Source organism: Glutamicibacter nicotianae, from assembly GCF_002797775.1.
Classification (GTDB): domain Bacteria; phylum Actinomycetota; class Actinomycetes; order Actinomycetales; family Micrococcaceae; genus Glutamicibacter; species Glutamicibacter nicotianae.
The window spans coordinates 572,020-591,269 of sequence record NZ_PGEY01000001.1 but is presented as its reverse complement, the minus strand read 5'-3'; the positions used below and the strand labels follow the sequence as shown (position 1 = coordinate 591,269).

Annotated in this window: 23 protein-coding genes; 5 read left to right on the top strand and 18 right to left on the bottom strand. The window is 62.3% G+C overall.

All coding sequences use genetic code 11. The annotated features are described in order from the left end of the window. Positions 1 to 303 precede the first annotated feature (303 nt). Together ATK23_RS16195 and ATK23_RS02695 are read left to right on the top strand one after the other, a co-directional pair. Positions 304 to 897, top strand: a complete 594-nt coding sequence (locus tag ATK23_RS16195; protein ID WP_157066335.1) for a tetratricopeptide repeat protein — start codon at positions 304 to 306, stop codon at positions 895 to 897. A gap of 74 nt (positions 898 to 971) precedes the next feature. Next, positions 972 to 1,454, top strand: a complete 483-nt coding sequence (locus ATK23_RS02695) for a GNAT family N-acetyltransferase (protein ID WP_083515470.1) — start codon at positions 972 to 974, stop codon at positions 1,452 to 1,454. Here the strand turns inward: ATK23_RS02695 and ATK23_RS02690 are convergent. The 9 genes from ATK23_RS02690 to infC all read right to left on the bottom strand — a co-directional run bounded on the left by ATK23_RS02690 (position 1,451) and on the right by infC (position 9,519). Beyond that, a complete protein-coding gene (locus ATK23_RS02690; RefSeq protein WP_038993684.1) occupies positions 1,451 to 1,660 on the bottom strand; it encodes a hypothetical protein in 210 nt (69 codons plus the stop codon). The two genes, ATK23_RS02695 and ATK23_RS02690, sit on opposite strands and share 4 nt — an antisense overlap. Before the next feature lie 155 nt (positions 1,661 to 1,815). Next, positions 1,816 to 4,359 (bottom strand): phenylalanine--tRNA ligase subunit beta, encoded by a 2,544-nt coding sequence (gene pheT, locus ATK23_RS02685; RefSeq protein WP_066139101.1) that lies wholly within the window; start codon positions 4,357 to 4,359, stop codon positions 1,816 to 1,818. A gap of 3 nt (positions 4,360 to 4,362) precedes the next feature. Beyond that, positions 4,363 to 5,442, bottom strand: a complete 1,080-nt coding sequence (gene pheS, locus ATK23_RS02680) for a phenylalanine--tRNA ligase subunit alpha (protein ID WP_066139104.1) — start codon at positions 5,440 to 5,442, stop codon at positions 4,363 to 4,365. A gap of 142 nt (positions 5,443 to 5,584) precedes the next feature. After that, a complete protein-coding gene (locus ATK23_RS02675; RefSeq protein WP_157066336.1) occupies positions 5,585 to 6,226 on the bottom strand; it encodes an LppM family (lipo)protein in 642 nt (213 codons plus the stop codon). Between the two features lie 74 nt (positions 6,227 to 6,300). Beyond that, positions 6,301 to 6,741, bottom strand: a complete 441-nt coding sequence (locus ATK23_RS02670) for a (deoxy)nucleoside triphosphate pyrophosphohydrolase (protein ID WP_066139108.1) — start codon at positions 6,739 to 6,741, stop codon at positions 6,301 to 6,303. 25 nt (positions 6,742 to 6,766) lie between these two features. Beyond that, a complete protein-coding gene (locus ATK23_RS02665; protein ID WP_066139111.1) occupies positions 6,767 to 7,645 on the bottom strand; it encodes a TrmH family RNA methyltransferase in 879 nt (292 codons plus the stop codon). A gap of 111 nt (positions 7,646 to 7,756) precedes the next feature. Beyond that, the gene (gene rplT / locus ATK23_RS02660) at positions 7,757 to 8,404 is read right to left on the bottom strand and encodes a 50S ribosomal protein L20, sunset domain variant (protein ID WP_066139113.1); all 648 of its coding nucleotides are present in this window, start codon (positions 8,402 to 8,404) and stop codon (positions 7,757 to 7,759) included. Between the two features lie 104 nt (positions 8,405 to 8,508). Next, the gene (rpmI, locus tag ATK23_RS02655) at positions 8,509 to 8,703 is read right to left on the bottom strand and encodes a 50S ribosomal protein L35 (protein WP_013348480.1); all 195 of its coding nucleotides are present in this window, start codon (positions 8,701 to 8,703) and stop codon (positions 8,509 to 8,511) included. A gap of 165 nt (positions 8,704 to 8,868) precedes the next feature. Then, entirely contained in the window at positions 8,869 to 9,519 is a 651-nt protein-coding gene (gene infC, locus ATK23_RS02650; protein ID WP_038993694.1) for a translation initiation factor IF-3, read from the bottom strand. A 329-nt stretch (positions 9,520 to 9,848) separates the two neighbouring features. On the opposite strand from infC, the gene ATK23_RS02645 reads away from it, so the two are divergent. Further along, on the top strand, positions 9,849 to 10,214 hold the full coding sequence (locus ATK23_RS02645) for a DUF1844 domain-containing protein (RefSeq protein WP_038993696.1): 366 nt from the start codon (positions 9,849 to 9,851) through the stop codon (positions 10,212 to 10,214). Positions 10,215 to 10,310: 96 nt separating this feature from the next. Then, a complete protein-coding gene (locus ATK23_RS02640; RefSeq protein ID WP_066139116.1) occupies positions 10,311 to 10,862 on the top strand; it encodes a GNAT family N-acetyltransferase in 552 nt (183 codons plus the stop codon). Here the strand turns inward: ATK23_RS02640 and ATK23_RS02635 are convergent. The 8 genes from ATK23_RS02635 to ATK23_RS02605 all read right to left on the bottom strand — a co-directional run bounded on the left by ATK23_RS02635 (position 10,859) and on the right by ATK23_RS02605 (position 17,078). Then, positions 10,859 to 12,196 carry an MFS transporter gene (locus ATK23_RS02635; RefSeq protein WP_066139119.1) on the bottom strand — a complete coding sequence of 446 codons (1,338 nt, stop codon included), beginning with the start codon at positions 12,194 to 12,196 and terminating at the stop codon, positions 10,859 to 10,861. The two genes, ATK23_RS02640 and ATK23_RS02635, sit on opposite strands and share 4 nt — an antisense overlap. A 41-nt stretch (positions 12,197 to 12,237) precedes the next feature. Further along, the gene (locus tag ATK23_RS02630; protein ID WP_066139121.1) at positions 12,238 to 13,119 is read right to left on the bottom strand and encodes an SseB family protein; all 882 of its coding nucleotides are present in this window, start codon (positions 13,117 to 13,119) and stop codon (positions 12,238 to 12,240) included. A gap of 220 nt (positions 13,120 to 13,339) precedes the next feature. Beyond that, complete coding sequence (gene priA / locus ATK23_RS02625; RefSeq protein ID WP_038993701.1) at positions 13,340 to 14,077, bottom strand: bifunctional 1-(5-phosphoribosyl)-5-((5-phosphoribosylamino)methylideneamino)imidazole-4-carboxamide isomerase/phosphoribosylanthranilate isomerase PriA; 738 nt, start codon at positions 14,075 to 14,077, stop codon at positions 13,340 to 13,342. A 29-nt stretch (positions 14,078 to 14,106) separates the two neighbouring features. Further along, on the bottom strand, positions 14,107 to 14,256 hold the full coding sequence (locus tag ATK23_RS16450) for a CG2302 family histidine operon protein (RefSeq protein ID WP_162989234.1): 150 nt from the start codon (positions 14,254 to 14,256) through the stop codon (positions 14,107 to 14,109). Positions 14,257 to 14,258: 2 nt separating this feature from the next. After that, positions 14,259 to 14,894, bottom strand: coding sequence for an imidazole glycerol phosphate synthase subunit HisH (gene hisH / locus ATK23_RS02620; protein ID WP_038993703.1), 636 nt, complete (start codon positions 14,892 to 14,894; stop codon positions 14,259 to 14,261). Next, entirely contained in the window at positions 14,895 to 15,515 is a 621-nt protein-coding gene (gene hisB, locus ATK23_RS02615) for an imidazoleglycerol-phosphate dehydratase HisB (RefSeq protein ID WP_066139125.1), read from the bottom strand. It abuts the gene before it with no gap. Positions 15,516 to 15,537: 22 nt separating this feature from the next. Beyond that, the gene (locus ATK23_RS02610) at positions 15,538 to 16,644 is read right to left on the bottom strand and encodes a histidinol-phosphate transaminase (protein ID WP_038992594.1); all 1,107 of its coding nucleotides are present in this window, start codon (positions 16,642 to 16,644) and stop codon (positions 15,538 to 15,540) included. Positions 16,645 to 16,724: 80 nt separating this feature from the next. Continuing rightward, positions 16,725 to 17,078 (bottom strand): LysM peptidoglycan-binding domain-containing protein, encoded by a 354-nt coding sequence (locus ATK23_RS02605; RefSeq protein ID WP_052253918.1) that lies wholly within the window; start codon positions 17,076 to 17,078, stop codon positions 16,725 to 16,727. A 258-nt stretch (positions 17,079 to 17,336) separates the two neighbouring features. On the opposite strand from ATK23_RS02605, the gene lexA reads away from it, so the two are divergent. Further along, entirely contained in the window at positions 17,337 to 18,056 is a 720-nt protein-coding gene (gene lexA / locus ATK23_RS02600; RefSeq protein ID WP_038992596.1) for a transcriptional repressor LexA, read from the top strand. 56 nt (positions 18,057 to 18,112) lie between these two features. Here the strand turns inward: lexA and ATK23_RS02595 are convergent, their stop codons facing one another. Then, on the bottom strand, positions 18,113 to 19,192 hold the full coding sequence (locus ATK23_RS02595) for a glycoside hydrolase family 76 protein (RefSeq protein ID WP_066139128.1): 1,080 nt from the start codon (positions 19,190 to 19,192) through the stop codon (positions 18,113 to 18,115). Positions 19,193 to 19,250 lie beyond the last annotated feature (58 nt).

Sequence of the window (19,250 nt, the reverse complement as noted above, 5' to 3'; positions counted from 1 at the left end):
AATTCTCCCACCGAAGAAACCATTGAAATATTGAAAATGGCACTAGAACGCCGTGATGAAGTTTTGCCTTTGTGGATCAGGCTGCCAATAGGGAATCTGCCGAAGCTGATCTGCCAAGATTTTTCGGCGTTATTCAATCCCTCTGTGCATCCGTGGTGGATCGGCCGGTCAGACGCTGGTTGCCCGCGTGGCGTGCTCGCCTTGATGAAGAACTGGAAAAAACATAGGGCCACACGCATACAGGGCTCGACCCAATAATTGGAAGAGTTTGCAAGATGTGGAACGCAAGCAAAGGAATTGAATATGCCTCCCAGCCCGACAAATCAAGAATCCGTAGCAGCCGAATATTCGATTGATCCACAGTCCCTGCGCGAAATAGTTACCAATCGGTCAGGTGCGGAAGCAAGAATTAGCCAGCTTGAAGAGCTAGGGACATCAGGCGAAGCAGAACGTGTCGGGTGGCTGAGAATGATTGGGCGACTGGAAGAAGCCGAAGAGCTCGCGTGGACCTGCCTGCATCGAAGCGGCTTTGACAGCCACGATCTCGAAGGCGGCAATCCTCTGCCCTATTCTGGCGTTTCTGCGGCGCTTCGACTGGCGCACGTTCTGCATTGGCAAGGTCGTTTTGACCGAGCGCATGCGCTCTTTGAGTCAGCGCTCGTGTCCATTCAGAATACTGATTGCCCCTCAAATGCCGAGAAACGCGTCGCCTCCACCCTTGAAGCTTTCGCCCTGCAACATCAGGGCAAGCTCTATTTTGATGAGGGCCAGTTTGGACAGGCCTTGGATTGTTTCCGCAGATCCTTGTCCATCAGGCAGTCGATCAACGCCTCTGATGACCAACTCGCGTCATCGCGTCTAGCTATCACCGCAGCTGAATCCCGTCTCCAGGGCTAAACTTGGTTCTCGCGGAACCCTCGGCCTTCTGAAACGAAGCTTGCCCTCCTGCCGAACCGGCATAGGCTGAAGCCATGGGTTCTTCACTGGTGCTAACGCCGATGGCCACGACAGATACGGATTTCGTTGCACGCCTTGCGGCAGATGAGCGCGTCACAGGTTTCATCGGAGACGGCAGCACCTGGAGCCGTGAATACACCGTGCAACGCGTGGAGCACGCCCTGAGCGATCCGGCGATCTCCTGGTTCATCGCGCGCCGCCAGAATTCACCGGTTGGCCTCTTCACCGCTACCGAACGCGGACAGGCCACCGAAATCGGCTATTGGATCGACCCGGAATACTGGGGCCAAGGCTTGGCGAAGGCAGTCGTCGGCGAAGGGCTCTCACAATTGCAGGAATCCGGCCGCAGCGCTTTTATCGCACGGGTGGACGACGCGAATATCGCGTCGCTGAAAGTGCTTGTCCGCTACGGGTTCATCGCCCAGGCGAAGGAAGGACCCGGGCTCATTACGCTGACACTGGCTATGCGCACCGTTCAGATGCCGCCTGCCAGCTAAGGCGTGAACGTTTCCGACGGGCGAAGCGGATCGGGTGCTTCTTCCTCCACCGAAACGCTCGGCGTGGGCGGCTCATCGAGGTGGGTTCCTGCACCGCGCTGGATAAACAGCACCGCCGCCCATCCGGCCGCGATGAGCACGGCAACGGCCAAGATGCCGAGGAAGAACACCAGCAGCACAGCACCGCAAGAACGCAAACCCTTCACTTCCAGCCTCCTGCTGCATCTCGACGCCGTGTCGGTTCATCCCAGTTCAAGTGTAGACCTCAAACATGCCGTCCCTGTGCACGGCCAGAACGCGAAATGCCCTGCTGCTATCCCGAGACCCGGGATAGCAGCAGGGCATGCGGCACATTCAGGGCCTAGCGCTGGGTGGCACCGAACTTCTCGGTAGCCACGGCCACCGCGGCGGCGCGGGCCTCGGACGCCTCATCGGCGGTCAAGGTGCGGTCGGCGGCACGGAAACGCAGGCCGAAGGCCAGAGACTTCTTGCCGTCTTCGATGCCCTGGCCCTGGTACACGTCGAACAGCGCGATGTCTTCGAGCAGTTCACCGGCACCTTCACGCAGCGCGTCGCGCACATCGCCGGCCACGACGTCCTGGTCGACAACCAGTGCCACGTCCTGGGTAGCCAGCGGCTGGGTGGACAGGTGCTGCTGGGCGACCACCACGGCAGGTGCTGCGGCCATCATGGCGGCGGCGTCCAGTTCCATGGCCACGGTCCGTGCCGGCAGGTCCGCATCCTTCAGCAGCGCCGGGTGCAGTTCGCCGGCGTAGCCAACGACCTGACCGGCGACCTTCAGTTCCGCGACGCGGCCCGGGTGGAAGGCCTGGTGGCTGCCCTGGCCAACCTCCAGCTCAACGCCAAGGATATCCGCCGCGCAGTAGGCGGCATCCAGTGCGTCGGCCCAGTCCCAAGCACGCGGGGCGAATCCGGCGGCAGGCGTTGCCTCGCGGCCGGTGAGCACTGCGGCCAGGTGCCATGGCTGGTTCGGGACGCCGTTGAACAGCTCGGCCAGGACCTCATCGCTTGGCTTGGCGCCCAGCGGAGGCAGCACCGAGGAGCCCAGCTGCTCACCTGGCAGGAAGACGAGTCCGCCCTCGTACAACGCCAGATCGCGGAAGCCGCGGCCGATGTTGCGGCGTGCGGTGTCCAGCAGGCCTGGCAGCAGCGAGGTGCGCAGGAAGCGGAATTCCTTGGAGATCGGGTTGGCCAGCGCAATGGACTTCACCTCGGTCCCCGCCTGCGCGGCACCGAAGGTGCTGTTCTGCGCTTCAGAAACGAACGGGTAGTTCAAGACCTCGGTCAGCCCTGCATCCGCCAATCCCTGCAGCAGGCGGCGGCGCTGGGACTGGGTGCGGGTCAGGCCGCGGCCCGGAGGTGCCACCGGCAGGGTTGCCGGGATCTTGTCGTAGCCGACGACTCGGGCTACCTCCTCGACCAGGTCTTCCTTGATGGCCAAATCCGGGCGCCAGCTTGGCGCGGTGACGGCGAAGCCCTCGGCGTTCTGCTCGACGCTTGCGCCGATGCCTTCCAACGCGGTAATGGTCTGCTCGTCGGTGTAGTCCACGCCGACCAGTGCGCCAGCGAAACCGGCCGGCAGCTGGATCGTGGTGTCGGCAGGAATCTGGCCCGCATCGGTGACCTTGGCGGTCTCGGTGCCGCCGGCCAGCTCCACCAGCAGGTCCACTGCGCGCTGCGCGGCGATCTGCATGACGCGCGGGTCCACGCCGCGCTCGAAGCGCTTGGAAGCTTCGGACGGCAGCTTGTGGCGGCGGCGCGAACGGCCGATGGACACGGCATCGAAGTGGGCGGCTTCGATCAGCACGCGGCTGGTCGAATCCGAGACCTCGGTGGCCGCGCCGCCCATGACGCCGGCAATGCCAATGGCGCCGGACTCGTCGGTGATCAGCAGATCCTCGACGGACAGCTCGCGTTCCTTGTCGTCCAGGGTGGTGAGCTTCTCCCCTGCGGCGGCACGGCGCACGGTGATGGCACCGGTCAGCTTGTCAGCGTCGTAGAAGTGCAGCGGCGCGCCGAGTTCCAGCATCACGTAGTTGGAAATGTCGACCACCAGCGAGATCGAGCGCATGCCGGCCAGCTGCAGGCGCGATGCCATCCAGCGCGGGCTCGGACGGCTCGGGTCGATGCCGGTGACCTCGCGGGTCACGAAGCGGGTGCAGCCAGGCACGCCGTAGATCGGCGCCTCATCGGCCAGCACGACCTCATGGCCGGCTTCTGCCGCGTCGGAGACGACCACCTTCGAAGCCGGATCGGTGAAGGAGGTGCCGGTGGCCAGCGCGTACTCGCGGGCTACGCCGCGGATCGAGAAGCAGTAGCCGCGGTCCGGGGTCACGTTGATCTCCGCCGCCTGGTCATCCAGGCCGAACAGCTCCATGACGTCGGTGCCCAGCTCGGGGTCCAGGCCCAGGCGGGAAAGCACGATGATGCCGTCGTGGTCCTCGCCGATGCCCAGCTCGCGGCTGGAGGCGATCATGCCGGCCGAGGTGTGGCCGTAGGTCTTGCGCGGGGAGATCTTGAAGTCCCCGGGCAGCACGGCACCGGGCAGGGTGACAACAACCTTGTCGCCTTCCACGAAGTTGTGCGCGCCGCACACGATGCCCTGCACGCCGGACGGGTCGATGCCCTTGCCGGCCAGGGTTTGCTCGGCTCCTTCGGGAACCACGCGGACCTGGCACCAGTTGATGGTCTTGCCGTTGGAGGCGACTTCCTTTTCCAGGGACAGCACCTGGCCGACCACGATGGGGCCCGAGAGCTCATCGGAGGGGCGGTGGACTTCTTCTTCCTCCAGGCCGACCTTGACCAGGTCTGCCATGACGTCTTCAGCCGAGGCGTCGGCTGGTACCTGCGCGTACTCGCGCAGCCAAGATAGTGGAATACGCATTGATTAGATCTCCATCCCGAAGTGCTGGCTGAAACGGATGTCGCCCTCGATCATGTCGTGCATGTCGGGGACATCGTTGCGGAACATGAGCGTGCGCTCGATGCCCATGCCGAAGGCGAAGCCGGAATACTCTTCCGGATCAATGCCTGCGGCGCGCAGCACGTTCGGGTTGATCATGCCGCAGCCGCCCCACTCGATCCAGCGCGGACCGCCCTTGGCACCCGGGTGCCAGATGTCCAGCTCGGCCGATGGCTCGGTGAAAGGGAAGTAGGCAGGGCGCAGGCGGATCTGCGCTTCGGCGCCGAACATCTGCCGGGCGAAGTGCTCCAGGGTGCCGCGCAGGTCGGCCATGGTCAGGCCCTTATCCACGGCAAGGCCCTCGAACTGGTGGAAGACCGGGGTGTGGGTGGCGTCCAGCTCATCGGTGCGGAAGGTGCGTCCAGGGCACAGCACGTAGACCGGCACCTCGCGCTCGAGCATCGAGCGGACCTGCACCGGGGAGGTATGGGTGCGCAGCACCAGGTGCGCGTCGGCAGGCTCCACGAAGAAGGTGTCCTGCATTTCGCGGGCCGGGTGATCCGGCTTGAAGTTCAGCGCATCGAAGTTGAACCATTCGGATTCGACTTCCGGGCCCTCGGCGATTTCCCAGCCCATGCCGACGAAGATGTCCGCGACGCGGTCCTGCAGCACCGAGAGCGGGTGGCGGGCGCCGACGCGGCGGCGGCGGGCTGCCGCGGTGACGTCCACGGTTTCCTCGATGAGGATGCGGGCGGCTTCGGCTTCCTCCAGCACCACGGTGCGGGCGGCCAGCGCCTTGTTGACGCGTCCGCGGGCACCGCCCACGAGCTTGCCGGCCACGGCCTTTTCGGACTTGTCCAGCTTGCCGATCTGCCGGTTGGCCAGCGACAGCACCGACTTTTCGCCGGTATGGGCCAAGCGGGCTTCCTTCAGCTCGTTCAGGTCGCCAGCTGCCTCGATGGCTGCCAGGGCGGCGTCGACCGCATGCTGGATGCCTGCTTCATCGGTTGGGTGCGGAACATTGGTCTCCCCGACAGGAGCTTGTTCAGTTGTCTGATCAGACATGGGATCGATCGATCCTTACTCTTATCTTGTACTTACGCGTAGAATTCTCTGCTTCCATTCTATGGCTAAGGGCCCGTGATCGTTTCACCGATGACGGGCCCTTGGCGTGAAGCTTCTTACCTTGGAGCGGGGTTGCCGCTTTCTAGTGAGCTTCCTTGGCGGCCTTGGGTGCGAATGCAGCCACGAAGACCAGGCTCAAGACCAGCAGCGCACCGCCGAACACTGCGGAGTAGAACATGGCGTGGTTGACCTTGCCGGTGGCCTCGTAGGCGGCGGCGCCCTGGATCATGTCGAAGGTGACGGTGTGGTGCTCAACGGTACCCGGGGTGTGCGAGGTGACAGCTCCCGGGAAGGTGACGTGCAGGTTAGCTTCGGTGAAGGAGGAATCCACGGCTGCCTTGTCGCCCGGCATCGAGAAGGTGTATTCCTGCCCGTCGTCACTCAGGTTGATCTCGAAGCCGAAGAGGCTGAATGCGTCGGCCAGCTGGACGTAGGTCATCGGGCTGGTGGTCTCGAAGCGCAGGCCCACGTTCTCGCCATCATCAACGTTGCTGTAGGTCCATTTGTCCCCCAGCTGCTGTTCCATCGCTTCGATGTCGATCTGGCTGTTGAGCACTTCCTCGAAGCTGACGCCGTTGAGCGTCGACTTGTGCAGGGTCAGCTGCATGGCCCCGGCGACCTTGTCCTTGCCCAAGATGTCGACTTCTGCGTTCATGTTGACGCAGCCGGAAAGTGCTATGACGGCGGCGAAGGCCAGAGCGATAACGCTCATAATTCGCTTCACGAAGTGTGCTCCTCAAAAAATATCGGCGATAGGCAATATGCCAGATGTTGGCGTGGTATCAAGCTTACGGGTGTTCAGCGCTGCGCCCCTGCACGTGCCTGGGCCAGGCATGCCGCAACGATCGGCGCATCGGCAGGAATCCATGGGACGATAGCGCCCAGCGAGTCATCGAGCTGGAGCCAGGCCAGCTGGTCATGCCCGTCCAGGGGTGCTGGTTCCCCCTCGGCGATCTGGGCGAACCACATGCGCATGGCGGCCTTCTCGTTCAGCTGCCAGCCTTGCGGATGCGGGCCCGGGATCGGGGCGCCAAGACGCAGCTGCACCCCGAGTTCTTCGCGCAGCTCGCGGTGCACGGCCTCGATTTCGCTCTCCCCCGGTTCGACCTTTCCGCCGGGAAATTCCCAGAGTCCGGCGAGGGCCGCTGGGCGGTTGCGGCGCGCGGCCAATAGCTTGGTGGGCTTCGCTAGGTCATCGACGATGGCCACGGCGACAACTTGCTTGAGTTCAGTGCTCATGGGTATTCAGGATGCTCTTCTGCGCTTAGCGCTGGGCGCGGGCGGAGGCGTACAGGCAGACGGTGGATGCGGTGCCCACGTTCAGGGATTCGGCGACACCGTAGAGCGGCACTGCCACGCGGTAGTCGGCGGCGCCCTTCTCGTGCTCGTCCAGGCCTTGGCCTTCGTTGCCGAACAGCCACAGGGTGGGCGCTTCGAGCACCGGCTGGCCTTCGGGTGTGGCGGTGCCTGGCTGGTGTGCGCGCAGCGCGGCGGCATCCTGCAGGGTATCGAGGTTGTGGGCGGCATAGCCGTCGGCTGCCAGGACCTGGCTTCCGGTGCTCTTCGCGGCGGCGACCAGGTGGTCGAATTCGATGTTGCTCAGCACCGGCAGGTGGAACAGCGAGCCGGCGGTGGAGCGCACGGCCTTCGGGTTGTAGATGTCCACGCTGCCCTTCGTCAGGATCACCGCGTCAGCTCCGGCGGCATCGGCGGCGCGCAGGATGGTGCCGGCGTTGCCCGGATCCTGCACGCGGCAGAGCACGGCGATCAGCTTCGGCTTGGTATCCAGCACCTCGCTCAGCTGCGGCTGGGACATGGCGACGACCGCGAGGATGCCCTGCGGGGTCTGGGTGTCGGCCATGGCGTGCAGCACCTCGCCGGTGACGATGCGGGTTGGCACCTTCGCCTCGTCGAGCAGCTGCGCGAATTCCTCGTGGCTTTCCAGGAACCCGCCGACGGCGTAGACGCCTTGGACCAGGTTGTCGTCCTCCAGATGGGCCTTGAGCGCTTCGCGAACAGCCTGCGGGCCTTCGGCGAGGTATTCGCCGGTGGCTTCGCGGCCCTTGATCTTGGCCAGCCGCGCGATGGCCTTGACCCGTTCAGCGCGTGGATTGGACATCACTTCTGGAGGAAAACTGCTCATGACTCGAGAATACCGGTAGATGCACGCAAAGGACGGGTCCGCGCTATGCGCGGGACCCGCCCTTCGTTGTGATCTGTCCTACCTGAGCCTCAGCTCAAAGGGAGAAGAGATTTACTTCATCTGCTGACGGGATTCTCCGCCAGCTGGTTCGAAGCCTGCAGCCTTGGCAGCTTCGATGGAGTTGAACCAGTACTCTGCTTCAGTCTGCTCGTACCAGGTCGAACCTGGAACGTGGTACTTGTTCGAGCCGGCGTTGCCCTTGATGACGAAGCCCTCAGGAGCGTCTTCGCCTTCAACGGCCTTGATTACGCCTTCACCCTCGACAGCCTTGGCAGCAGCCTTTGGAGCCTTCTCAGCCTTAGGGGCAGCAACCTCAGCAGCAGGCTTTGGTGCGTTGACGTCAGCTGGAAGAGCGTCCTTTGCAACCTTCACCAGGGTGGCGAAAGCGTTCGAGTCCGAAACCGCCAGCTCTGCGAGCATGCGGCGGTCAACCTCGATCTGAGCAGCCTTCAGGCCCTGGATCAGGCGGTTGTAGGTCATGCCGTTGGCGCGGGATGCAGCGTTGATGCGCTGGATCCACAGGCGGCGGAAGTCGCCCTTGCGCTTACGGCGGTCGTTGAAGCTGTAAACGAACGAGTGGAGCAGCTGCTCCTTGGCCTTACGGTACAGGCGCGAACGCTGACCGCGGTAACCCTTTGCGCGTTCCAGAACGACGCGACGCTTCTTGTGGGCGTTTACTGCCCGCTTCACACGTGCCACGTGTGTACTCCTTCAAGTCAGTTCCCCAGTGCCCGCAATGCCGCGGGATGGGTGAAATCTATGGGTGGTGGGGTATTGCTTCCCCGTAGTGCGAAAGGGACAGCTTAGAGGCCCAGCATCCGCTTGATGGTCTTCACATCGGCCTTGGCGACGATCTGGTCAGAAGCCAGGCGACGGGTAACGCGCGAGGACTTGTGCTCCAGGTAGTGGCGACGGTTGGCCTGCTGGCGAGCGAGCTTACCGCTGCCGGTGAGCTTGAAGCGCTTCTTGGCGCCACTGTGAGTCTTGAACTTCGGCATAGCTGCCGTTCTCCTTACGTGCTCCACCCGGTAAGGCACCGGGTGGGGATCATCCGAAGCGGGCCCCGATAAAGGTGACCGCTGTTGTTCTCTTGTAGTTGGATCTTCCCGGAGGAAGTTCCTTCACCGTGAACGGTGACGGGCCCGAAAGCCCAACAGGCTTGGCTAGGCGTCGCCTTCAGCTGCCTGACGTGCCTGCTCCAGCTTGGCGCGGGCGTCATCATCCATGGAAGCTGCGACATTCTGGCCCTCGGTCTCAACCGGAGCGTCGGTGCGGATCTTGCGCTTGGCCGAATTGCGGCCACCCGACTTCTGCTGCTGCTCGCGGCGAGCCTCTGCCTTGTTCTTCAGCGGACCAACAACCATGACCATGTTTCGGCCATCGATGCGCGGGCTGGACTCAATGACCCCAACTTCGGCGACGTCTGCTGCAAACTTTTCAAGCAAGCGGATGCCCATTTCTGGACGCTGCTGCTCACGACCACGGAACTGGATCATGGCCTTGACCTTGTCGCCTGCGCCCAGGAAGCGCAGTGCGTGGCCGACCTTGGTCTCGTAGTCGTGGGTGTCGATCTTCAGGCGGAAGCGGACTTCCTTCAAGACCGTGTTGGTCTGGTTCTTACGAGCTTCGCGAGCCTTGACGGCGGCTTCGTACTTGTACTTGCCGAAATCCATCAATTTGCACACTGGAGGCTTGGCGCTGGGTGCCACCTCGACCAAGTCCAGATCGGACTCGAGAGCAAGACGAAGCGCGTCCTCAATGCGGACGATGCCTACCTGCTCACCATTAGGGCCGACGAGACGTACCTCTGGCACGCGAATGCGCTCGTTAATGCGTGGATCGCTGATGTGTCACTCCTGAAATTCGTAATCCATGACCGCAAACAAAGAAGGCCTCCGTCTGCGATTGCAGGCGAAGGCCAGAAAGAACGACATAGCCGAACACGGGAAAGTTCCCGCGTAAGCGCTAGGGGATCGCATTGCTGCGATCCTGCCGAATTACCCGGAAGCCTGAAACGGCGACAGCGGGTGGGAGTTGGCCTCCACTTGCATGGCTCAATACTAGTACGAATCCCTCGTCCAGGGCTAACTGGAGAACTGCGAGAAGTACCGGCATCGAGTCGGTCTGTGACAAGCTTAGCAGTATGACTAACGAAGACACCAACTCGCACCAGCACTCCGTGGACCAGCAGGTGCGCGATATCGCTGAAGTTGCAGCAGTTGAAATCATCACTACCGCCGCTGTCCACCTGATGAGTGCAGCTGCCGTCAAGTGCGGCCTTGCAGAGGGCGAAGATGCCAATGAGCTGAAGGATCTCGATGAGGCCCGCAAGCTGATCACCGCACTGGCAGGCCTAGTCACCGCCGGTGCGCCGGAGATCGGCTCGCAGCACGCAGCGCCTTTGCGCGACGGCCTGCGCAGCCTCCAGCTCGCCTTCCGCGAAGCTTCGATCATCCCCGATGCACCAGGCAAGGGCCCGGGCGAGAAGTTCACCGGACCGGTCAACTAGGTAATATTGGCTGAATTTTAAGAGATTAACATCATGGACTCGTTTCCTTCGGGAAACGGGTCCATTGTTGTTTGGATCACCGGCTAGGTTGGAAGCATGAAGATGCTCGAACAGCCAGTGCTGGACGCCGGGGCCTACCGCCTGCGTCCCTTCCAGCCCAGCGACATCCCTGCCGTGCGGCAGGCCTCCGCCGACCCGTACATTCCTCGGATCACCACTGTCCCGGCACAAGGGACCGAAGCGGACTACGCGGCATTCATCGAACGCCAGCATCGCCGTGTCGCCGAGGGCAGCGGGTACTCATTTGCCATCGCCGACGCTGCGACAAATGCCGCTGCCGGGCAGATCGGCCTCTGGCTGCGCGATGCCCATCAGGGCCGGGCCAGCATCGGATACTGGATCGCCCCGGGGTTCCGGCGCCGGGGCATTGCCAAGCAGGCATTGACGGCGCTGGCGGCCTGGGGCTTGGAGCATCCGGGCATCGAACGGGTGGAGCTCTACGTGGAGCCCTGGAACGAGGGGTCGTGGCGGACCGCCGAAGCCTGCGGCTTCCAGCGCGAAGGGTTGCTGCGCAGCTGGGAACGGGTGGGCTCCGACCGCAAGGACATGTACATGTACTCGCGGCTCAGGCCAGCGCCTCGCGCCTAGGCGATCGTTTCCAGGCGACGGCGGCGGGCACGGCGCACGCGACGGCGGATCTGCTGGGCGATCAGCGCGATCACTACAACCAGCGCGGCCATCGTGCTGATGCCGATGAAGGCAGGGGCCGGACCGAGGTTGTCGACGAAGATGCCGGTGATTGGAGAGCCCAGCGCGGTACCCGCGGTCATCGCCGAACCGTACCAGCCCATGGCTTCGCCGCGGCGCTTTTCGGCCACCAGGTCGGTGAGCCATTCGGAAGCCGCCGACAGCGTTGGCGCGCAGAGGAAGCCGGGCAGGGCGGAGAACAGCGCCAATGACCAGGTATCCCACGCAAAATACATCGGTATGGTCAGCACTGCCATGCTCAGCAGCAGCACCAGCGGAGAGATGACCCGGGTCATCGACCCGTAGATCAGGCCGCCGATCAGCGAGGCACCGCACCAGAAGAAGAACACCAACCCAAGCTGGTGGCTTTGCGCCGACGCATCCAGTTCGGCCACGATGGCCACCTCGGTGCCGGTGAGCAGCATGCCCGCTCCGGCCGAGGCGATGAAGACCGCCAGGACCGAAGCGCTGACCCAGTTGAAACGGTTCTTGAAGTTGCGTCCGCGCTGCTTGATCCGGGCACGGGCGGATTTCATGCCGGCCGCAATCAGCTCGCCTTCGACTTCGGGCACGCCCATCGGTGCGGCGGCAATAAAGCTGGCTTCCGCGCCCAGGCGTTCTTCGTGCACGTTGGCCCGCGAAGCAATTGCCTTGGGGTCGTCGCTGCGTGTTGGCGGATTCAGGATCATCAGCGCCAAACCGGCCACCGTCGAGGTTACGCCAATTACGCTCAAGCCGATGACGCTGCTGACCTGGGTGGCGACAATGCCGGCACTGGCCGGGCCGACGATGAACACCAGTTCGGTGGCGGTTGCGTCCAGGGCGAAGGCGGTACGGCGCTGCTCACCGGTGGTCATGATGCCCAGGGCGGTACGCACCACGGAGAAGACCGGCAGTGCGAAGAGCCCGCCGATGAAGGCCAAGGGGTAGACCCAAACCAGCGGAACATGGGGCACCGTGCACCAGACGAGGGTTTCGACGATCACCGAGGGGATCATCGCGCGGCGCAGTCCCCAGACATCCACGCGGGCTCCGCGCCAGGGGGCGCCGATGGCGATGCCCAGGGTCATGACTGCCGTGACCAGGCCCGCTGAAACCCAGGATTGGTCGAGGTTGTTCACCAGATGCAGGAGCAGCAGCATGCTCAAGGCAGAGTGCGGCAGGCGGGCAATCATGCCAATCAGCAACAACAGTGAGATCTGCGGCTGGCGCAGGATCTGCCAATAGCTTTTCATGCCCGGAAAGTTCCTTATCTGGTCAAAAGGAGCCCGCCGGTCTAGCTCGGCGCGCTGTGCAAACTGAGTTCGAGGGAATCCACTGCTTCAGCGAATTCGGTGTTCTGGGACAAACGCCCGTGGATTGCGCGAGTTGCCTCGCGTGCGTCGTTCTCGCTCGTTCCAGGAGCAAAGACGAACTGCAGGTTGAGTTCCGGTCCGGAACCTCCGCCAAGGACAACTTGCCCGTCCTTGCTGCGGGAGCCGACTCCCCTGCCCGGGGCAACCTTGACGGTCTGCAACTGGCTGAAGCCTTCGGTTGCATCCTGCACCAGGTTGGCGATCTGCTGATTCTGATAACTCGGAATCCACTCGATCTGCTTAGCCAGGTTCCAGACCCCGGGTCGTCGAAGCACGAAGGTGAAATCGCTTCCGGGATCGAGGACCAGCAGCTGGCATTCCTCGCTGACTGCCGAGAGGGCCGCCCGCGGGGCGTAGACCGCCACCGGCCGAGCTTCCTTGTGCCACGTCTGAAGCCGTTCAACTGTGGTGAAGATCGGCAGGGCCATGCGGCCGTCCGGAGCCTTGATCTTCACCAGCGCCATATCGGCTTCCTTATCAGAGGCGAAGCCGTGTTCAGTCATCGCTTCTTCACCGAGCTCGGCGACCACCGCAACGAAAACGCGCGCCTGTGACAAGGATTGATGCACTTCGCCCTCCCCCGCGGTGCCGGCTCGCAAGGCTGCCAAGGCGGCAACGACATTGGCGTCGGCCTTGCCGTCGTCCTTGTCGAAGTTATGCAGGGGGTTGCCTTCGCCGCTCAGGTCGCGGCCTTCCCAATCCTGGCCGGCAGAGTCGGTTTTTGAACCTGCCTGCGCCAGCGCAGCGACAATATGTCCCGGCAGATGGCGTTTGGGTGCAGATTCAGGTTGCTCGGTGCTCATAGCTCCATGCTATCGGTGGTTTCGAGGTTGTTGGCAGGAAGTTCCAAAACTGCATTCATGAGCTTGGACACCCCGAGCGGGGCATTTCAGATCTCATCCCCTGCCGGCTGTGCGCCATCGCTGCCAGGAGAAGGTATTGCAGGAATCTGGCTTCACAAATGGAAAGGCGATTCAGAAGCAGGGAGCTTCTGAATCGCCTTTCGCGGATGGTGCTTGGTGCCTAGCGGCGGCCTGCCACATCGAGCGCTTCTTGCAAGGTGAACTGGCCTGAGTACAGCGCCTTGCCCATGATGGCGCCTTCGATGCCTTCAGGAACCAGCTCACGCAAGACGCGGAGGTCTTCGAGCGAGGAGATGCCGCCCGAGGCAACAATCGGCTTGCTGGTCTTGGCAGCGATTTCGCGCAGCAGTTCAACGTTTGGACCGCGCAGCGTGCCGTCCTTGGTCACGTCGGTGACAACATAGCGGGCGCATCCGGCGTCTTCCAAGCGAGCTAGGACGTCCCACAGGTCGCCGCCGTCCTTGGTCCAGCCGTGGCCGGACAAGGTGGTTCCGCGCACGTCCATGCCCACGGCGATCTTGTCGCCGTGGCGGGCGATGGCCTGCTTCGTCCATTCCGGGTTTTCCAGTGCGGCGGTACCGAGGTTGACGCGGGTAGCGCCGAATTCCAGTGCACGTTCCAGGGAGGCGTCGTCGCGGATGCCGCCGGAGAGCTCGACCTTGATGTTCAGTTCCTTGGCAATGCGCTGGACGATCTCGACATTGCTTCCGCGGTCGAAGGCTGCGTCCAGGTCGACCAGGTGCAGCCATTCGGCCCCGGCGTTCTGCCAGGAAAGCGCTGCTTCCAGCGGGTCGCCGTATCCGGTCTCGGAACCGGCTTCGCCCTGGACCAGGCGCACTGCCTGGCCGCCGGCGATATCTACCGCAGGCAGGAGTTCGAGGATTGGTTGCTCGCTCATGATGTCCTTAGTGAAGAAGTAAAAAGTGGTTAGTAGGTCAGGGCCCAGGCTGCGATCAGGCTCATGCCTGCAAGCACCCAGAGCGCGATGATCCATGAAATATGGGCCTTCTGGTTCTTCAGCGAAATGGCCCCGCCGATCAGGAAGGCCCCGATAACACCCAAGATGAGGCTCCACATGCCTAGAGTGTCCCCAACCAGTTGCGCAGCAGCTGTGCGCCAGCGTCGCCGGACTTCTCCGGGTGGAACTGGACTGCCGAGAGCGGGCCGTTTTCGACGGCGGCCACGAATGGCGTCCCGTGCGTCGACCAGGTCACCTGCGGCGGGGTCATCGCCGGCTGGGTGACGTCGAATTCCCACTTCTGCACAGCGTAGGAGTGCACGAAGTAGAATCGCTCGTCCTCGATGCCTGCGAAAAGCTTGGATCCTTCCGGCGGGCGCACCGTGTTCCAGCCCATGTGCGGAATGACATCCGACTGGAGGCGTTCAACCTTGCCCGGCCATTCGCCGATGCCTTCGGTTTTCACCCCGTGCTCCACGCCTTCTTCAAAGAAGACCTGGTGGCCCACGCAGATCCCCAAGACGGGCAGGCCACCGGCGATGCGGCGGCCGATCCAGCGCAGGGAACCGGTTGCGGTCAACTGCTCCATGACCGAGGCGTAGGCGCCGACTCCCGGGACTACCAGTCCGTCGGCAGCCACGATCTTCTTCGGGTCTGCGGTCAGTTCCACCTCGGCGCCGGCGGCTTCCAAGGCGCGCACGGCGGAACGGACGTTGCCTGAACCGTAGTCCAGGACAACTACTGTTTTCTTCTCCACTTACAGGGCACCCTTCGTGGATGGGATCTTGTCGCCCATGCGCTCATCGCGCTCTACGGCTGCGCGCAAGGCGCGGGCGAAGGACTTGAATTGCGCTTCGACAATGTGGTGCGGGTCGCGGCCCGAGAGCACCTCGATGTGAGCGCAGATCTGTGCGTGGAAGGTGATGGCTTCGAAGACGTGGCGGGTCATCGAGCCGGTGAAGTGCCCGCCGATCAAGTGGTATTCCTGGCCAGCAGGCTCGCCGGAGTGCACGAGGTATGGCCGGCCCGAGACATCGACGACTGAACGGGACAGCGCCTCGTCCAGCGGAGCGTAGGAGGTGCCGAAGCGGCGGATGCCTGCCTTGTTGCCCAGCGCCACGCGCAGCACTTCGCCGATGGTGATCGCGGTGTCCTCAACGGTGTGGTGGACATCGATGTGGGTATCGCCGGTAGCACGCACGGTGAGGTCGATGAGCGAATGCTTGGAGAGCGCAGTCAGCATGTGGTCATAGAACGGCACCGAGGTGCTGATCTCCGAGACGCCGGTTCCATCGAGATCCAATTCAACGAATACGGACGATTCGCTGGTCACGCGTTCCATGCGGGCGCGACGTGCGCCAATCAATTCGGCAGACATGTCTTCCTTCGCTTGTCTTTGATTACTTCTGCGAGCCGAGCAGTTCGGCAAGTCGTTCCAAGAAGGCTGTGGTTTCTGATTCGGTTCCGGCCGTAACACGCAAGGTCCCCGGAATTCCATTGTCGCGGATGATGATGCCGGCTTCCAACAGGCCTTCCCAAATAGCGTGGGGGTCTTCGACGCCACCGAAGAAGACGAAGTTGGAGTCGGAGACCGATGGCTTCAGGCCCAGTTCCTTCAGGCGCGCGACGATGCGGTCACGTTGGGACTTGATGTCTTCGACCTGCGCCAGCAGCAACTCGATGTTCTTCAAGGCGGCGATGGCCGTTGCCTGGGTCACGGCCGACAGGTGGTACGGCAGCCGCACCAAGCGGATGGCATCGGTGACCTCTGGCGCGGCGGCCAGGTAGCCGACGCGTGCGCCGGCCAGGCCGAATGCCTTGGACATGGTGCGCGAGACGATCAATCGCTGGCGGCCTTCAAGCAGGCTCAGTGCGGACTTGGTGCTGGCCAAGGAGAATTCGGCGTACGCCTCGTCAACGATCACCATGCCGTTGTGCTCGCTCATGGCTTCGTACACGGCCGTGATGACATCAAGGCCAAGGGCGGTGCCGGTGGGGTTGTTCGGCGAGCACAGGAAGACGATATTCGGCTTGTGCTCGCGGACCTGCGCGGCTGCAGATTCGGCGGACAAGGTGAAATCCTCGGCGCGTTCACCGGCGATATAGGTGGTGTCAGTACCACTGGCCAACAGCGGGTACATGGAGTAGGTGGGGCCGAAGCTCATCACGGTACGGCCTGGTCCACCGAAGGCTTGCAGGATCTGCTGCAGGATTTCATTCGAACCGTTAGCGGCCCAGATGTTCTCCTTGGTGAGCGAGTGGCCGAGGTAATCGGCAAGAAGTTCACGAAGCTCGGTGAACTCGCGGTCGGGATAGCGATTCAGAGTTGCCGCTGCCTTGGCCACTTCCTGGGCAATGGCGTCTACGACTACCGGTGGCAACGGATGGGTGTTCTCGTTGACGTTCAACTGGATCGGCACGTCAATTTGCGGTGCGCCATAAGGGGATAGCCCGCGGAGATTCTCACGCAAGGGCAGCTGACTCAAAAGTTCACTGCGGTCATTCACGCATCAAGTCTACGTGCGCAGGGAGCCCGCCAGTGAATCCGCTACGGCTGCAGGTAACAAACGCTAGCCAGCGGGGGAAGCTAACCGGCAAGGACCGGAATCGACAAGGTATCTCCAACCTGGATTTCGCTGCCATCCAAGGCGTTGAGCTCCGCGATGTGGCCAACTGCGGACGTCACGTCGTAACCGGTGGCATAGTCGCGAGCCAAACTCCATAGCGTATCCCCGGGGATCACGGTGACATCGATGGTTCCAACCCCAGCAGGATCTTCTGCCGCGGCATGCGCATCAGAGGCGAACATGGAGAAGAAGAAAGCAGCAGCGATCGTGAGTGCGAAAACGGGCATCCCCACCAGCACAGCCCAACCGCGGCGGTTGATGCGGATTTTCAGCGGCGCTTGGGTCTGATCTGAGTCAAGTGCGACGGTAGCCATGACGTTGTCTCCTCAAGAAATTCAAGTGATGCGAATTTTTATTCGAAAGAACGGATTCGAAAACTTGTTCGAACCTCGTATATCTGTTCTAACAGAGGTTCGCGGAACTTGTCCAGAAGTTTTCGAACAAATCTTTGAAAGAAGCTCGCTTATCTACTAAGATTTCGAAGTAGACGAGCAATGAAAACATCTCACCATCTAGCTCCGACAGTTTGGACACGCAAACTTTCGAATGATTGCTAGGGAAGGCAAAATCTCATGTCAGCATCACAACGCACTCCCCGATCGAATGCACGTTCGCTGACGATTCGCCAAAAGAAGATCCTGGAGACGATCCAGCGGTCTATCGGCAAGAACGGTTATCCGCCATCGATGCGTGAGATTGGCGACGCTGTCGGACTCAAGAGTCTGTCGAGCGTGACCCACCAGTTGAGCCAGTTGGAAAAGCTCGGCTATATCCGTCGAGACCCACGCCGTCCGCGCGCGATGGAAATCCTACTGCCGCTGCAATTGTCCGACGATGCCGAAAAGGCCGAGGCCTCGGAGCCGGTCGAGCCGGCTGCCAGCGAAGACGCCAAGATCATTGAACTGAGCACTTCTGCTGACACCACCATGGTTCCGCTGGTTGGCCGTATTGCTGCTGGCGGTCCGATCCTGGCAGAACAGTCCGTCGAGGATGTTTTCTCGTTGCCTCGTCAGCTCGTGGGCCACGGCGAACTGTTCATGCTCAAGGTGTCCGGCGATTCAATGGTTGACGCCGCGATTTGCGACGGCGACTGGGTAGTTGTCCGCCGACAGCAGACGGCAGACAACGGCGACATCGTCGCAGCCCTGCTGGACGAGGAAGCGACCGTCAAGACCTTCCGGCAGCGTGATGGGCATACCTGGCTGCTTCCACAGAACTCGCGCTACGAACCGATTTTGGGTGATGCAGCAAAGATCATGGGACGGGTCGTCTCGGTCATGCGCTCACTCTAGATTTCGTGTGGATATTGCGCTGGTGCGTGGCACCAGCGCAATTTGCGTTTAATCAGCTAGTCGCCGGCCTCAAGCTCGATCTGGGCGGCCGCGGCGAAGATCATCCAGCGCTGGACTGCCGCCGATAGCCGGCGTGGTTCCTGGTCGATCAGATGGCCTGCAGTTGCCTTGACCAGATCCTTGGCCTGCTCCCTGCTTGCTGCTTCCAAGCGGTGATCTTTCGCGGCGAGAGCCAGATACCGGCACAGGATTCCGGCAAAAAGATTCCCGTCTCCCCCGCGGTTGAACGCGAGTACTCCGGCAGCGGAAGACAGCGAGTGCGTGGTCGCATCGATCAGCACCTGGGCGTGAGCCAGATCGGCCGGCTCTCCAAGCTCAAGCAACGCGCCTAGCACCGTGCCCTGGTTATAGGTATAGACCGCTGGCTCCATCGTGTGCCCCTGGCTGGTCAACCGCAGCCCGTCCAGATACAGCCCACGCTCGGCGCTGAACAGGTTCTTCTCCAGCCATTGGAGGATCTGCCGTGCGGTGTCCTTCTGGCCGGTTCGGCCGAAGAACAGGGCCGCCGGCGCATTGGCCGGCGTATTCTTGAAATCCCGTTTTTTCGACCAGTACAGGCCGCCGCCCAGCACCTCGTCCATGCCAGCGTGAAGCTGTTCTCCCAGCACCCGCATTGCAGTCTGGGCAGCGTGGTTTCCTTCTCCCGTCACGGCCAGCGTGAACTGCGCCAGACGGCCGCTGGCCAAGGCAAGCCAGGCCATATCGTCGAAGAAGTAGTTGGGCAGCATCCCGAAGTTGCGAATTCGAATGCCACGCAACAGATGATTGGCCCGGGCCAGCTCGGCACGCGCCGATTCCGCGTCGCCTGCGGCCAGATAGGAGTGGCCGTCATCAATGATGGCATCCAGATAATGCGCCTGCCACCAATAGTTCCACTCCGACAACGGGTGCGCGCAGCCATTGAGATCGCTGAGCAAGCTTCCGTCGCGCAACCGATGCGCCCTGCTGTAGCTCTGCCCAATCCAGGTTCCTGGCAGCCGCAAGAGGCGCCGTCCGAAACGCTGGTGGGTGTCGATGGCGGCTTGGTGTGCCAATTCCTGCATGGACTCCATGGTGCCTTCCGGTTCACGCGGCATCAGTTCTTGTCACAGACCTTAGTGCATCTCCAACCATCCTGCTGATAGTGCTTAAAGA

What these genes read in the sequence shown, in the direction of transcription:
- ATK23_RS16195 (WP_157066335.1), top strand. Translation starts at nt 304, where the DNA reads ATGCCTCCCAGCCCGACAAATCAAGAATCCGTAGCAGCCGAATATTCG.
- ATK23_RS02695 (WP_083515470.1), top strand. Translation starts at nt 972, where the DNA reads ATGGGTTCTTCACTGGTGCTAACGCCGATGGCCACGACAGATACGGAT.
- pheT (WP_066139101.1), bottom strand. Translation starts at nt 4,359, where the DNA reads ATGCGTATTCCACTATCTTGGCTGCGCGAGTACGCGCAGGTACCAGCC.
- pheS (WP_066139104.1), bottom strand. Translation starts at nt 5,442, where the DNA reads ATGTCTGATCAGACAACTGAACAAGCTCCTGTCGGGGAGACCAATGTT.
- ATK23_RS02670 (WP_066139108.1), bottom strand. Translation starts at nt 6,741, where the DNA reads ATGAGCACTGAACTCAAGCAAGTTGTCGCCGTGGCCATCGTCGATGAC.
- ATK23_RS02665 (WP_066139111.1), bottom strand. Translation starts at nt 7,645, where the DNA reads ATGAGCAGTTTTCCTCCAGAAGTGATGTCCAATCCACGCGCTGAACGG.
- rpmI (WP_013348480.1), bottom strand. Translation starts at nt 8,703, where the DNA reads ATGCCGAAGTTCAAGACTCACAGTGGCGCCAAGAAGCGCTTCAAGCTC.
- ATK23_RS02645 (WP_038993696.1), top strand. Translation starts at nt 9,849, where the DNA reads ATGACTAACGAAGACACCAACTCGCACCAGCACTCCGTGGACCAGCAG.
- ATK23_RS02640 (WP_066139116.1), top strand. Translation starts at nt 10,311, where the DNA reads ATGAAGATGCTCGAACAGCCAGTGCTGGACGCCGGGGCCTACCGCCTG.
- ATK23_RS02635 (WP_066139119.1), bottom strand. Translation starts at nt 12,196, where the DNA reads ATGAAAAGCTATTGGCAGATCCTGCGCCAGCCGCAGATCTCACTGTTG.
- ATK23_RS02630 (WP_066139121.1), bottom strand. Translation starts at nt 13,119, where the DNA reads ATGAGCACCGAGCAACCTGAATCTGCACCCAAACGCCATCTGCCGGGA.
- priA (WP_038993701.1), bottom strand. Translation starts at nt 14,077, where the DNA reads ATGAGCGAGCAACCAATCCTCGAACTCCTGCCTGCGGTAGATATCGCC.
- ATK23_RS16450 (WP_162989234.1), bottom strand. Translation starts at nt 14,256, where the DNA reads ATGTGGAGCCTCATCTTGGGTGTTATCGGGGCCTTCCTGATCGGCGGG.
- hisB (WP_066139125.1), bottom strand. Translation starts at nt 15,515, where the DNA reads ATGTCTGCCGAATTGATTGGCGCACGTCGCGCCCGCATGGAACGCGTG.
- ATK23_RS02605 (WP_052253918.1), bottom strand. Translation starts at nt 17,078, where the DNA reads ATGGCTACCGTCGCACTTGACTCAGATCAGACCCAAGCGCCGCTGAAA.
- lexA (WP_038992596.1), top strand. Translation starts at nt 17,337, where the DNA reads ATGTCAGCATCACAACGCACTCCCCGATCGAATGCACGTTCGCTGACG.
- ATK23_RS02595 (WP_066139128.1), bottom strand. Translation starts at nt 19,192, where the DNA reads ATGCCGCGTGAACCGGAAGGCACCATGGAGTCCATGCAGGAATTGGCA.